A 13,731-nucleotide genomic window follows, 5' to 3' on the forward strand; every position below is an offset into this window, starting at 1 on the left:
TCCAGCGAACTGCTGGAGCAGGCGATTAAAAGCCGACCACAACCCGAATAATCCCAATCAAACCCGCTTACCTATGCCTAAAAACAGGCATAGGTAAGATTGCCGCACCCTTTACCTGCATAAAGTGCGCCGATAGGGCGGTCAGGAACGCGCCTGACCGATGCAAAAACGCTTGGTAAGGGGATAGCCGCCAAAAAGGTAAAACGCCATGAAAACCGCAATTTTAACGCCTGCCGAAAAACAGGTAATCGGCTACCACACCCGCCGCCAAACCGCGCGGCAGATTCTGATAACGGCCATGCTGGCCTTAGCCGCCGCGCTGATTGCCCTGCATACCGCTCTACTGGCCGCGCAACGGTATCAGCCCACCCCGCCGCCCGCCGTGATTGTTTCTGCCGATTCAGACGGCCAAGCGGCGCAGCACCGCGCCCGTCGCACCGAGCAGGCCGCTACCGCCGCAATCCCCGACGACTGGACGGAAAACCCGCTTGCAGGCGTGGTTTACGAACCCAGCGGCCAAGAGCCGTAAGGGGGCAGAGCCGTGAAGCCTTTCGACTTATCCGACCTTAAGGCCGCCGCCGCTGGCCGCTGGCCTGAAATCCATGCCGCGCTTGGCATTCCCCGCGAATACCTGAACACCCGCAAACATTGCCCGTGCCCCTATTGCGGCGGAAAAGACCGCTACCGCTACACCGACCACCAACAGGGCGGCGGCTATATCTGCAACCAATGCACCCCGCAGGGCGGCAGCGGCTTTGACCTGCTGATGTTGGTATTTGGCTATGACTTTGCCACCGCCGCCCGCGAAGTGGCCGCCCTGCTTGGATTTTCAGACGGCCAAGCGGGGCAGCACCAAGCCCGCGCCCCCTTGCCGCCACCCACACCCGCCGAGCCGCCGCAAGACAAACAGGCCGCCTTGCTGGCTGTATGGAATGAAGCAGACCCATTGAACAGCCAAGACCCCGCCGCCCTATACCTGCAAGGGCGCGGCATTCCCGCCGCCGCTTTTCACGCGGCTGAAAATATCCGCTATTGCCCCGCCCTACCGTTATGGGCAACCGACACCAGCGGAAAGCCGCTGTTAATCGGCCATTTCCCCGCCATGTTGGCCGCCATCACCACCGCTGACGGCCAAATACAAGGCTTGCATAAAACCTACCTGCACCCCGTTTCAGGCGGCGCATGGCAAAAACTGGCCGCCAAGCACCCGCAAACGGGCGAGCCATTGCCCGCCAAAAAGATGCAATCCCGCTACCCCGCCGCCCTGAAAGGAGCGGCAGTAAACCTATTCCCGCCCGACCGACAAGGCCGCCTGATTGTGGCCGAAGGTATCGAAACCGCCCTTGCCGCCCGCGCCCTTTTCGGCCTGCCCGCCGCCGCCGCTCTATCCGCTTACGGCATGGCCGCCTTTGAGTGGCCGTCTGAAACGCTGGAACTGTTTATTTGCGCCGACAACGACACCAGCAATACAGGCCGCCACGCCGCCGATACGCTGGCAAAACGGGCAATCACAGCGGGCATAAAGGCGCAGATATGGCAGCCCGAAACAGCGGGCTTTGACGCGCTGGACGAGCTGAACAGGCGAAAGAAAACGGGCAGCCGATAAAGGCCGCCCGTAATCCCCACAATTCCCAAGACGATAAGGAAAACACCATGATAAACGAACCCACCCCCGAAATTCAAGCGCAAAACCTGCAAGAGTTTGAAGCGGCAGAAATCAAGCCGCGTTACGAGTGTAACCGTAACGGCGTTTTTTATATCGGCGTAGAAACCGATAAAGACGGTAAAGCCCACGAAAAACCGCCGATACGCTTATCAGACCCGATAAACCTAATCGGCAACGGCATAGACGGCGCAGGCAACCATTACCGCATTATCGAATGGCGCGACAATATCAGCCGAAAACGGCTTACTACCGCCCTGCCGATGGCCGAAATCGGCACGAATTGGGGGCGGCTGCAAAGTTTGGGGCTGGCTATAATGGCAAACCGCCGAAAACGCGAACTTTTGGCCGATTATCTGCAAACAGACGGCAGCCACACCCCTTACAGCATCACGGCACAATCAGGCTGGATTAAACGCCCCCGCGCCTATGTTTTGCCGAACGGGCAGATTATCGTTTCCGAAGCCTACAAATCGCGGGTTCGCGCGATTTACAACGGCGACAAAAGCCAAGCGGCGGCCTATAACGAAGCGGGAACGCTGGCCGACTGGCAAAAAGAAGTGGCCGTCTATGCCGCAGGAAACAGCCGCCTAAGCCTTGCCATAGGCGCGGCACTTTCCGCCCCGCTGCTTTACCTTTTAGGCATGGAATCGGGCGGATTCCATCTTTTCGGCGATTCACGCGACGGCAAATCAACCGCCGCCCGCGCCGCCTTGTCGGTTTGGGGCAGCCCCGCCGAACTGATGGCAAGCTGGACGGGAACAAGCCACGGTTTCAACAATTTGGCAAATTCCCGCAATGATGGTTTTTTGGTTTTAGACGAAATCGGCCAAGCCAACCCGCGCCATGTATCGCAAACCGCCTATTCCGTGATTAACGGCATTTCAAAAATACAGGGCGCGAAAGACGGCGGTAACCGTGAAGCGACGCGATGGCGCATCATGCTTTTATCTACTGGCGAAAAACCCTTAGACGGATTCTTGCAGGCGGCTAAAGCCGACTGGAACGCAGGGCAGGCCGCCCGCCTGCCGTCTATCCCGTCTGATGCAGGAAAAGGGCTTGGTATTTTCGACACCCTGCACGGCCACCAAAAGGGAAGCCATTTAGCCGAAAGCATCAATCAGGCGGCAAGCCGCAATTACGGCCACGCAGGCAGGGCTTTTGTTGAATTGATGCTTATAAAGCCCGCCGCTTTATCCGAAGCACGGCAATTGATAGCCGATTTTATGGCAACCCTGCCCGATATGGACGGCCAAGCCCGCACAGTAGCCAGCCGATTTGCCGCAGTAGCCGCCGCCCTTGAGCTTGCAGCCCGACATGGGATAACAGGTATTGCCGCAGGCTTGGCATTTCCCGCTATCAAACAATGTTTTGATTCATGGTTTGAACGTAACGGGACAGGAAAATTTGAAGACCGTAAAATCATGGAAAACGCTATCAATTTTGCACAGCGTAATTTTGACAGTCAGCGTTTTGTTATTCTGCCCAATCCGCCGTCTTTTTCTGTTCCGCACGACTTGGCAGGTTACCGAAAGAAAGGCGAACAGCCAGAGAATGACTGTTTTTATATCCTGCCTGCCGTATTTTCAGATGAAATATGCAAAGATTTTGATAAAGCCAAAGTGTGTGATGTTCTTCATAATGCCCAATGGTTGCAATACAATAAAGCTGGAGGCCGATGGCAACACCAACTAAAAGGAAAAGGCAGGTTCTTTTTGATATGCGGAACATTACCACCGCATGAAATGGGGGAATGATGGAAGAAATGAACAACTCAGGCAGCGATGATGATTATTTTGATATAACCGATTTTTTAGAAAGCGGCATAACATTTATTTTTCAGTCTATCATCATTGGGGTTGCTGTTTATGAAGCAGCTACGGGCATGATGGCAAGTGGGTTCGGCGGGCTGTTCACAGGCCTTATGATGGGGCTGTTTAAAGGTGTGTTTTATGGGTTGGCATCATTGATATTCATCTTGCCAATTTGCATGATTATTTTCATCATTTACATGGTTATTTCATTCATAATTGAAATATGTTCTTAAAAAGCTGGCAATTTTGCCAGTTTTTTTAAAACAAAAAAACACTATAAGGAAAAAATGAAAAATTAGCGGTTACCGCGGTTACTTACATAAATTAACTATCAAAATCCTTTAATGGCAATATTTCCAGCGGTAACCGCTACAATATTTAACAACGGTTACCTAGCGGTTACCGCGGTTACATTTTTATAATCAACAACTTAAAATGTAAAGAATGCTAAGGTAACCGCAAGTAACCGTGTAAATTTATGTTTTCGGTTACCTTTTTGTTATTAAGTTTCAATTTGTTAAATAAAGGTAACCGCGGTAACCGCGGTTACCGCTGCATTTTGTGTATATATACAGTTTTTTATTTCGTCTGATTTGGGCTTTTACTTGGGGGGGCCTTGATTTTGTTGATATGATGCGGGTTTATAGGGAAGAAAGCCACCAAAAGCCCGATATATCTATCCCACCTAAAAGAAATAAACGGGATAAACGGGGATTAAGCGGGTTTTTGCGGGATAGGGTTTACAGGTTTTGGGTGCCAAAAAAACCACAAAATCAGCCTAAAAACGCTTTGATTTTTGCAAGATGGGGGTATATTTTGGGGTATTTATCAAACATTAAAATAAAATTTATAATTAAACCAATAAGTTAAATTGCTGATTCAAGTCTCGATGTCGCACCATCAAAAGAAAATAGCCCAAATTTTGGGCTGTTTTTTTATGTTTTTTTGGAGGGCTTGGGCGCTGGTTTGCTGTTGCAGAGGGCAACGCCCGCTTAGGCCGTCTGAAATGCCCATGCGGTTATTATTTATATAGTCCAATCATTTAACTTTAGTAACCATTCCGTCATATTCGGGCTTTGCCGATCATCTTGAGTTTCGGCAACGTGCCATACCCGGGTTAAGCCCGGGTATGGCGCGTGTGTTTTTTCTTAAGTTTGGAACTTTGCAAAAATACCCTAAGGCCGTCTGAAATACTTAAATCCCGTTATTAGCTTCGCAAGCCGCTTACGCGGGAATAACGAAAAAGAAACTTTGGGTGATGCTTTTTGACTTTTGAAAAGGTCTCAAAGTGTTTAGGGTTTGTGCGGCCGGTCGTTTCTTACACGCATGAAAGTGGCGAATCTGGGCGTGCCTTTTTGGGTGAATCCGCGGTGGCGGTAGGTGATGGTGCTGCCGATGGCAGGCGGGTTGGCGCGGTCGCTGTCTTTCAGGCCGCTGCCGATTTTAAATTCGCCGTGTTGGTTTTTGCAGCCGAGTGCACCGAGTTTTCCCGAATATTTACCCTTGCCTTCGTAGTGGCGGGTAACAGTGCATTCGGCATCGTGCAGGCTTTTCAGTTTCAGCAGATAATCGCTGCGGCCGCCCCGGTAGGGCATTTCGGGGTGGCGCAGCATGACGCCTTCGCCGCCTCCGGCTTCTATTTGTTTTAAGAACGCCTGTGCGTGGGCGTTGTTTCTGGCGGGCGTTTGCTTGATGATTTTAATCGGTGCCTGAGGGTGGCGGTGCAGCCATTTTTCGAGCACGGCCAGGCGTTGGTAGAGGTTGCCGGATGCCTGCGGCACGTCGAACACATAGAGTTTGATGTTTTGCCAGTTGCCTGATGCGGTGCGCACGGCGGCGGAAATCTGCTCGAATTGCCCGCACCTGCTGAACAGCTCGCCGTCGAGGGGATAGGGCGGGAAATGGTCGAGGTAGCCTGCGGGCGGGGTAAACGGGTAGCCTTGGCGGCTGACGAGCTGTTTGCCGTTCCAATAGGCGCGCACGCCGTCGAGTTTTTCGCTCATTGCCCAGCCGGAGATGTTTTGTGCACGGTATTCTTTAGCGAGCAGCAAATCGGGAGCGGCGGCCAGCGCGGCCGGCGTGAAAAATAGGGCGCAAGAGAGTATGATGCTTTTCATTTTGTTTTCCCTGTTTGTGTTTATTTGTAACTCAAAATATTATTACAGGCCGTCTGAAAAATAAAGGAAGTTTATGACTTTGCATTGTGAAATGATTGCGGTAACGCCGTTTAGGCAGAATTGCACGTTGCTGTGGGACGATGAAACCGGTGAGGCCGTACTCACAGATGTGGGCGGCGATGTGCCGTTTGTGCTGGCGGAAGTTGCCAAGCGCGGTTTGAAATTGACGGCCGTTTGGCTGACGCATGGCCATTTGGACCATGCGGGCGGGGTAGTTGAGTTGCTCTCGCAGTATGATGTGCCGGTGTTGGGGCCGCACGAAGAGGATAGTTTTCTGTTGGGGCAGTTGCCGCAGGTGACGGCGCAATACGGCTTCCCCGTGTCGCCTGCGTTTGAGCCGTCGCGCTGGTTGCAGGAAGGCGATACGCTGGCGGTGGGAAACCATACGTTCGAGGTGCTGCATATCCCCGGCCACACGCCGGGCCATGTTGTGTTTTATTGTAAAGATGCGGAATTATTAATCGCAGGCGATGTCTTGTTTTATGAAACGATCGGCAGAACCGATTTCCCGCGCGGAAATCATGCTGATTTAATCCGCAATATTGCAAGCAAGCTGCTGGTATTGCCCGAACACACGACGGTGGTTGCGGGGCACGGCAGAACCACCACCATCGGTCACGAAAAGCGGCACAATCCGTTTTTGCAGGGCTGAGGCCAAAGTTAAGAAGTGTAAAAATGCCCGAAAGGCTGCCTTGCTTGCGGATTGGCGGATACGGATTTGTTTTCCCACACCATCTCAATGTAAGGAGTGAGTAATGTCTTTTGATTTAGGTAGTTTGCTGCAAGGCCAGTTGGGCGGCGTGTTGAGCCGCTTTTTAACCCAAAACGGCGAAAGCGCCGAAAACAGCACCAAAGCCGCAGGCTTGGCGGTTCCGGCCGTTGTGGCGGGCTTGTTGAAACATGTCGGCGGTAATCCCGATAATGCTGCCGGCCTGTTCGAGCTGGTTAAAGGCAGCGCGGGCGGCCCGTTGAACAATGCCGTGGCGCAGGCCGAAGAAGGCGGCAGCGGTTTGGACGGCCTGATTGACTGGGGCAAAGCCAAACTGCCCGAACTGCTGGGCGGCAATGCAGCCGATGTGTCCGACCAAATCGCGCAGGAAAGCGGCGTGTCGAAGGCCACCGCCGGTTCGCTGCTGTCGCTGTCGCTGCCGTTGGTGTTGTCGGTGTTGCGCGGCAAAGTGCAGGGCGACAACCTCAGCCAAGGTCAGTTGTTGGGCTTGCTCGGCCAGCAGCAAAGCTGGCTTTCCGGTGCATTGAGCGGCGGTATGCTCTCAGCTTTGGGCATCAGCAGCCTGAGCGGTTTGTTCGGCAGCCTGTCGGGTTTGGCCGGCGGTATCGGCCATGCCGCATCTGCCGCTGCGGGCGGTGCGGCTGCGGCAACGGCAGCCGCTGCAAGCAAGGGTTCGGGTTTGGGCAAATGGATTGCCTTGGTGATTGCCGCGCTTTTGGCTCTGTTTGCCTATAAGAGCTGCGGCACCCAAAGCGGCCAAACCGGCCCCGCTTCAGCCAGCGATGCATCGGCGCCTGTTGCCGCTGAGGCGGCTTCCGAGCCTGAAGGTGCGGCCGTGTCTGCCGTGATGCCGTCCGAACCTTCTGCGGTATCGGATACAGCTGCTTCTACTCCCGCCCCTGCTGCGGCGTCTGAAGCTTCCGCCCCGGCAATCGACCCGAATAACGCCCATGTGAGCTATGATAACGGCGTGGCCAAATTCTACTTTGCCACTGCCAAAACCGATGTGGCCGAGGGTGCCGAAACCGTGGTGGCCGAAGTGATTGCCGCCGGTAAAGAAGGTAAAAAACTGGTGATCAGCGGTTTTGCCGACAGCACCGGTAATGCGGCGGCAAACGAAAAATTGTCGAAAGACCGCGCCAACGCCGTAAAAGCCTTCTTTGAAGCGCAAGGCGTGGATGCTGCCAATATCGAACTGCGCAAACCTGAAAACACCACCGGCGCGGTAGGCAACGATGCCGAAGGCCGCCGGGTGGAAGTGAAAGTGGAAGGTTGAGCGGTGCGCTGATCTAAACCGTTTTGCTTTGATAAAAGGCCGTCTGAAAATATTTTCAGACGGCCTTTACACATTAAACGGCAATAAGCACGGTTTTTTGCAAAACCGAAAAATACCACAAAGAAGTTTATTTACCGTTGTTTGATGTTGCCCAATCCGTTCAGGCGTGAAGGCGGTTGGGGCTTTCAGACGGCCTGAACGGTTTCTGCGAACGGATCAGCCTTTCAATTTCGCCAATTGCGCTTCTACCTTGGCCATTTTGTCTGTCAAATCGGCCAGCTCGGCTTGGTCTTTTTCCACCAGATGCGCGGGGGCTTTTTCGGTGTAGCCGGGTTTGGAAAGTTTGGCGTTCAGCTTGTCCAAAGCTTTTTGCAGTTTTTCCGCTTCCTTGTTCAGGCGGGCGGTTTCGGCGGCTTTGTCGATTTCCACTTTCAGCATCAGGCGGGTGTTGCGGGCGGCCTGGCACACGGCAACCGGCGCGTCTTCGCCTTCGGGCAGTTTGTCTACCAGCTTGGCTTCGGTGAGGCGGGTGAGCGCGGGCAGGTATTTCAGCATGTCGGCCAGCTCTTCGCCGCCTTCGACAAACAGCGGCGCTTTCACACCGGGGCCCAAGCCCATTTCGCCGCGCAGGTTGCGCACCGATTCCACCAAGCCTTGCAGTACGCTCATTTTTTCAAAAGCGGCGGGCGCGATTTTTTCCGGATCGGCCTCGGGGAAGGCGGCCAGCATGATGCTGTCGGCGGTTTTTCTGCCGCACATCGGCGCGACGGTTTGCCACAATTCTTCGGTGATAAACGGAATAATCGGGTGCAGCAGGCGCAAAATCACTTCCAACACGCGCAACAGGGTGGCGCGGGTGGTGCGCTGGGTGGCGGGGCAGCCGGTTTGGATTTGCACTTTCGCCAGCTCGATATACCAGTCGCAATATTCGTTCCACACGAATTCATACAGCGTTTGCGCGGCGAGGTCGAAGCGGTAGGTGTCGAACGCGGTGGCCACTTCGGCTTCCACCTGCTGCAAACGGCCGATAATCCATTGGTCGACAAAGGTATAGGCGCGCGGGGCGCTTTCGTCTAAGCCGCAATCCTGGTTTTCGGTGTTCATCAGCACGAAATTGGTGGCGTTCCACAATTTGTTGCAGAAATTGCGGTAGCCTTCGGCGCGTTTGAAGTCGAAATTGATGCTGCGGCCGAGACTGGCGTAGCTGGCCATGGTGAAACGCAGCGCGTCGGTGCCGAACACGGGAATGCCTTCGGGGAACAGCTTTTCGGTGGCTTTTTTCACCTGCGGCGCTTTTTCGGGGCGGCGCAGGCCGGTGGTGCGTTTCACCAGCAGGCTTTCCAAGTCGATGCCGTCGATTAAGTCCACCGGATCGATCACGTTACCCTCTGACTTCGACATTTTCTTGCCTTCGTGGTCGCGCACCATGCCGTGGATATACACGTCTTTAAACGGCACTTGGCCGGTAAAGTGGGTGGTCATCATGATCATGCGCGCCACCCAGAAGAAGATGATTTCGTAGCCGGTAACCAGCACGCTGCTGGGCAGGAAGGCTTTCAATTCGGGCGTTTCAGACGGCCAACCCAAGGTGGAGAAGGGCACGAGAGCTGAGGAGAACCAAGTGTCGAGCACATCTTCGTCGCGCACCAAGCCGGTTTTGCCGGCCCGTTTTTCCGCTTCTTCCTGCGAGCGGGCGACGTAGCAGTTGCCGTCCGCATCATACCAAGCCGGAATTTGGTGCCCCCACCACAATTGGCGCGAAATACACCAGTCTTGGATATTGTTCATCCATTGGTTGTAGGTGTTGACCCAATTTTCGGGGATAAACTTCACCGCACCGCTGTCCACCGCGTGTTTGGCTTTTTGCGCCAGGCTCATGCCTTTGAATTCGGATTCGGGTTCGCCGCCGTTGGGTTGGGCGGACATCGCCACGAACCATTGGCTGGTGAGCATCGGCTCAATTACGGAGCCGGTGCGGTCGCCCTTCGGGGTCATCAGCGTGTGCGGCTTCACTTCGGCCAGCAGGTTTTGCGCTTCCAAATCGGCCACGATTTGTTTGCGCGCGGCGAAGCGGTCGAGGCCGGCATAGGCTGCGGGCAGGGCGAAACTTTGCTGCGCTTCGCCTTTGTAGTTGAACACTTCGGCATCGGCCAATACTTTGGCTTCCAAATCAAGCACATTGATTAAACGGGTGTCGTGGCGTTTGCCGACTTCGTAGTCGTTGAAGTCGTGCGCGGGCGTGATTTTCACGCAGCCGGTGCCGAAATCTTTTTCCACGTATTCGTCGGCAATCACCGGAATGGTGCGGCCGGTGAGCGGCAGCACCAGCTCTTTGCCGATTAAGTGGGCATAGCGCTCGTCTTCAGGATGCACGGCCACGGCCACGTCGCCCAATAGTGTTTCGGGGCGGGTGGTGGCCACAATCACGCTTTCAGACGGCCTATCGGCAATCGGATAACGGATGTGCCACATCGAGCCTTGTTCTTCCACGCTTTCCACTTCCAAATCGGATACCGCCGTGCCCAGCACCGGATCCCAGTTTACCAGGCGTTTGCCTCGGTAAATCAGCCCCTGCTCGAACAGGCGCACGAACACTTCGGTCACAATCGACGCGCGCACGTCGTCCATGGTGAAGTATTCACGGCTCCAGTCGGCCGAACAGCCCATGCGGCGCATTTGTTCGGTAATGGTGCCGCCGGACTGTTCTTTCCATTGCCACACTTTTTCGAGGAATGCTTCGCGGCCGAGATCATGGCGCGAAATGCCTTGCTCGGCCAGTTGGCGCTCCACCACAATCTGGGTGGCGATGCCGGCGTGGTCGGTGCCGGGCACCCAGCAGGTATTGCGACCCTTCATGCGGTAGTAGCGGGTGAGGCCGTCCATAATGGTTTGGTTGAAGGCGTGGCCCATGTGCAGCGTGCCGGTGACGTTGGGTGGCGGCAGTTGGATGGAAAAGGATTCGGTACGGGAGAAGTCGGGCTGGAAATAGCCCTTCGCTTCCCAGTTGCGGTAATGTTTGGCTTCGATTTCGGCGGGGTTGTATTTGTTTGGCATGATGTTTCTTTGAATGCGGCGTTAAGTTTGTAAAATTGTGGAATTATAACGCAAAGGCCGTCTGAAACCTATAAAAGGCGTTTCAGACGGCCATGAAACTGCCCGTTAGGCCGGTTGGCACTAACGGGCGGTTTTGTTTTCTCGGCTCATTTGTTTTTCGCTTCGGCCTTGGCTTCTTTTTTCAAAGATGCGTATAAATCAGGCTGGCGGCTTTTCAGCAGCGAAGCAATCGCGAGATCGTCGCGGTTCACTTTAGCCAAGTCGATTTTCTCGATGTGTACCAAACGCAGCAACTCGCGGACAGGCTTGGGCATGTTGCGGCCTGATTCGTAGCGCGAACCGCCGGACTGGGTAACGCCGATGCGGCTCCAAAAGTCCATTTGGTTTAAACCGAGTTTTTTGCGGATATCGCGGATATTTTCGATTTTCTCGAACGACTTCATGAAATTCCCTTCATTTGTTGTAAAGCTCAATCTGGCAATTACTTATTCAGTAATAATATCCTGAGTGAGAATATTATATTCAGATAAGTATAAACGCTTAGACAGCGAAATCAGGATAAGTTTAATCGGATTTTCTATCAAGCGGTCAAAAAACGCGATAAACGCGATGTATTGTTTCGACTATTCTTTAAAAACAAAGGGTTACTTTTTAAAGTAAAGATTCTAACTAAAAATAATTTACATAAAAAAACGTAACGAAATCAAGGTTTACCTGTTTGAGGGCTGATTGTGAGGATTTCATACCCCGTTTCGGTAACCAAAACCTCGTGTTCCCATTGGGCGGAAAGCGAGCGGTCTTTGGTGACCACCGTCCAGCCGTCGGCCAAAATGCGCAGGTGGCGTTTGCCTTGGTTAATCATTGGCTCTACCGTAAAAATCATGCCCGGCTGCAATACCAAACCTTGCCCTTTGCGGCCGTAATGCAGGATTTGCGGTTCTTCGTGAAAGCCGCGGCCGATGCCGTGGCCGCAGAATTCCTGAACCACCGAATAACCTGCGTTTTCGGCAACCTGCTGGCAGGCGTGGCCGATGTCGCCCAAAGTGGCGCCGGGTTTGACGGCCTCGATGCCCGCCATCATGGATTGGTGGGTAACGTCGATCAGGCGTTGGGCGTGCGGGCTGATTTTGCCCACCGCAAACATACGGCTGGAATCTCCGTGGAAGCCGTCTTTTTTGATGGTAACGTCGATATTGAGAATATCGCCGTTTTTCAAAGGTTTATCGTCGGGGATGCCGTGGCAGATCACATGGTTGACCGAGGTGCAGCATGATTTGGGGTAGGGCGGGTTGCCGTAGTTGAGCGGCGCCGGGTAGCCGCCCTGCACTTCGGTGTGGTAGTCGTAAATCAGCTTGTCCAGCTCGTTGGTGGTAACGCCGGGTTTGACGAATTGGCCGATATAGTCGAGCGCTTCGGCCGCCAGCCGGCCCAGCTCACGCATTTTTTCGATTTCTTCGGCAGTTTTGATGATAACGGCCATGAGGCTTCCTTTGTTTTCCGATGTTCAGATTTGATATTCAGACGGCCTTTCGGTAACGCACGAAAGGCCGTCTGAAAGAGAGCGGCGCGTTTGCTGCCGCAAAGGTTGAATAGGGGTGTAAAGCTGCCGTTTCAAGTGGGCGGCAGGTTAAAACAGGTTGTCGGTTACTTTGCCGTTGGCGGATTTGGCGGGTGCGGTTTCTGCCGCAGGTGCCGGTTTTTCTGCTGCGGGTTTGGGTTCGGGTTGCTCTGCCGCAGGTTTGGGGGCGGCGGGTTTTTCGGCCGCTTCGGCTTGCGGAGCGGGTGTTTCGGCTGCTGCGGGTTGTTCTTTGGGCGGATCGGCAGGTGTTTCGGTTTCGGCCTGCTGTGCGGTGGCCGGTTTGGCGGCTTCTTCCGGTGCGTTTTTACGCTGCGGCTTGGCGCGGGCCTGACGCACGGGTTTTCTGGGTTGGGCAGCGGTTTGCTCGGGGGCGGATGCGGCGGCGGTTTGTGTTTCGGCGCTTGCTGCCGACGCGGCGGCTTCGGATGCTTGTTGCGCGGCGGCATCGGCTTCGGCTTGGGCAGTCGCTGCGGCTACCGCCGAGGCGGGTGCGCCGCGCGGCGAAAGCACTTCAACTGCCGATGCGGCGGCGGTTTGCGGTGCCGAGGCTTCCTGCTGTGCGGCTTCTTCTTTGGTGTCGAATGTCTGCATGATGCCGATTACCACGCCTGCCACGGCGATGAAGGCAATGGCGAAGAGGGCGCCGAGCAGGTGTTTGGGCTTGAGCATAAAACCCGGTTTGCGGTCGTTCATTGTGTTTTCCGTTTAGCTGATAGAGGCCGTCTGAAAACCGGTTTCAGACGGCCTTTTTGCCTGTGCGGCAAAATGAGTTTAAAGCGGTTGAGCTTATCATTTATTGTAGGTTTGATAAAGCGTTACCACTTTTTTCACGCCTGAGGTGGTGCTCACGCGTTCGGTAACGGCGGCTTGTTCGGCGGGGGTGAGGATGCCCATCACATAGGTTACGCCGTCGTAGGTAACGATTTTCACGCGGCTGGGAATCACGCCTTGGATGCCCAGCAGGGTGGTGCGTACTTTCGATGTGCTCCAAGTGTCGCTGCTCACGTTGCCGAAGGTGCGTTTTTGCGGCGATACGCTGATGTAGTTATACACTTCTTGAACGGATTGCTCCGAGCGCGCCACTTGTTCTACAAATGCGCGGTCGCTTTCGTTGGCAACATGGCCGAGCAGCAGGATATGGCGGTTATAGCCCACAACCGAGAGTTTCGGCTCGAAGCCTTCGGTTTGGTTGTTTTGGCGCAGGTAAGACAGGGCGGTGTTTTTGATGCGTACTTCCATCACGTTGTCGTCGGCTTGGGTGCCGGTGCTGCGGCGGTCGAGGGCGGATGCGCCGCCCACTGCGGCTCCGCCCAAAACGGCGCCTACGCAGCCGCTCAGCAGTGCGGCGGTTAAGGCGGTGGCAAGCAGGGTTCGGGTGTGTTGTTTGATGTTCATCTCGAATGCGTCCTTTCTGGATGGTTTTCAGACGGCCCGGTGT

At 54.5% G+C, this 13,731-nt stretch carries 12 protein-coding genes; 6 read left to right on the forward strand and 6 right to left on the reverse strand.

Annotated elements, in window-relative coordinates; all coding sequences use genetic code 11:
* Positions 1 to 208: 208 nt before the first annotated feature.
* From NQ012_RS09485 to NQ012_RS09500, 4 genes are read left to right on the forward strand one after another with little or no spacing between them, the layout of a single operon-like run.
* The gene (locus NQ012_RS09485; RefSeq protein WP_257067350.1) at positions 209 to 529 is read left to right on the forward strand and encodes a hypothetical protein; all 321 of its coding nucleotides are present in this window, start codon (positions 209 to 211) and stop codon (positions 527 to 529) included.
* Between the two features lie 12 nt (positions 530 to 541).
* Positions 542 to 1,606 (forward strand): DUF7146 domain-containing protein, encoded by a 1,065-nt coding sequence (locus NQ012_RS09490; RefSeq protein ID WP_257067351.1) that lies wholly within the window; start codon positions 542 to 544, stop codon positions 1,604 to 1,606.
* Between the two features lie 47 nt (positions 1,607 to 1,653).
* Positions 1,654 to 3,420 (forward strand): DUF927 domain-containing protein, encoded by a 1,767-nt coding sequence (locus NQ012_RS09495; protein WP_257067352.1) that lies wholly within the window; start codon positions 1,654 to 1,656, stop codon positions 3,418 to 3,420.
* Positions 3,417 to 3,710, forward strand: coding sequence for a hypothetical protein (locus NQ012_RS09500; protein WP_257067353.1), 294 nt, complete (start codon positions 3,417 to 3,419; stop codon positions 3,708 to 3,710). Before NQ012_RS09495 ends, NQ012_RS09500 begins: the two co-directional genes overlap by 4 nt.
* Positions 3,711 to 4,769: 1,059 nt before the next feature.
* Here the strand turns inward: NQ012_RS09500 and NQ012_RS09505 are convergent.
* Positions 4,770 to 5,594: a DNA ligase gene (locus NQ012_RS09505; protein WP_257067354.1), complete on the reverse strand. Its 825-nt coding sequence runs from the start codon at positions 5,592 to 5,594 to the stop codon at positions 4,770 to 4,772.
* 73 nt (positions 5,595 to 5,667) lie between these two features.
* Between NQ012_RS09505 and NQ012_RS09510 the strand changes: the two genes are divergently transcribed.
* Both NQ012_RS09510 and NQ012_RS09515 read left to right on the forward strand, forming a co-directional pair.
* Complete coding sequence (locus NQ012_RS09510; protein WP_257067355.1) at positions 5,668 to 6,306, forward strand: MBL fold metallo-hydrolase; 639 nt, start codon at positions 5,668 to 5,670, stop codon at positions 6,304 to 6,306.
* A 103-nt stretch (positions 6,307 to 6,409) separates the two neighbouring features.
* Positions 6,410 to 7,660: an OmpA family protein gene (locus NQ012_RS09515; protein WP_257067356.1), complete on the forward strand. Its 1,251-nt coding sequence runs from the start codon at positions 6,410 to 6,412 to the stop codon at positions 7,658 to 7,660.
* A gap of 216 nt (positions 7,661 to 7,876) precedes the next feature.
* Here NQ012_RS09515 and NQ012_RS09520 read toward each other — a convergent pair whose 3' ends face one another.
* The 5 genes from NQ012_RS09520 to NQ012_RS09540 all read right to left on the reverse strand — a co-directional run bounded on the left by NQ012_RS09520 (position 7,877) and on the right by NQ012_RS09540 (position 13,688).
* Positions 7,877 to 10,714 (reverse strand): valine--tRNA ligase, encoded by a 2,838-nt coding sequence (locus tag NQ012_RS09520; protein ID WP_257067357.1) that lies wholly within the window; start codon positions 10,712 to 10,714, stop codon positions 7,877 to 7,879.
* A 146-nt stretch (positions 10,715 to 10,860) separates the two neighbouring features.
* Positions 10,861 to 11,157 carry a helix-turn-helix domain-containing protein gene (locus NQ012_RS09525; protein WP_054599660.1) on the reverse strand — a complete coding sequence of 99 codons (297 nt, stop codon included), beginning with the start codon at positions 11,155 to 11,157 and terminating at the stop codon, positions 10,861 to 10,863.
* A gap of 260 nt (positions 11,158 to 11,417) precedes the next feature.
* A complete protein-coding gene (gene map / locus NQ012_RS09530) occupies positions 11,418 to 12,194 on the reverse strand; it encodes a type I methionyl aminopeptidase (RefSeq protein ID WP_257067359.1) in 777 nt (258 codons plus the stop codon).
* Between the two features lie 147 nt (positions 12,195 to 12,341).
* A complete protein-coding gene (locus tag NQ012_RS09535) occupies positions 12,342 to 12,986 on the reverse strand; it encodes a hypothetical protein (protein ID WP_257067360.1) in 645 nt (214 codons plus the stop codon).
* A 96-nt stretch (positions 12,987 to 13,082) separates the two neighbouring features.
* Positions 13,083 to 13,688: a BON domain-containing protein gene (locus tag NQ012_RS09540; protein WP_257067361.1), complete on the reverse strand. Its 606-nt coding sequence runs from the start codon at positions 13,686 to 13,688 to the stop codon at positions 13,083 to 13,085.
* Positions 13,689 to 13,731 lie beyond the last annotated feature (43 nt).

It is taken from the genome of Neisseria dentiae, from assembly GCF_024580525.1.
Classification (GTDB): domain Bacteria; phylum Pseudomonadota; class Gammaproteobacteria; order Burkholderiales; family Neisseriaceae; genus Neisseria; species Neisseria dentiae_A.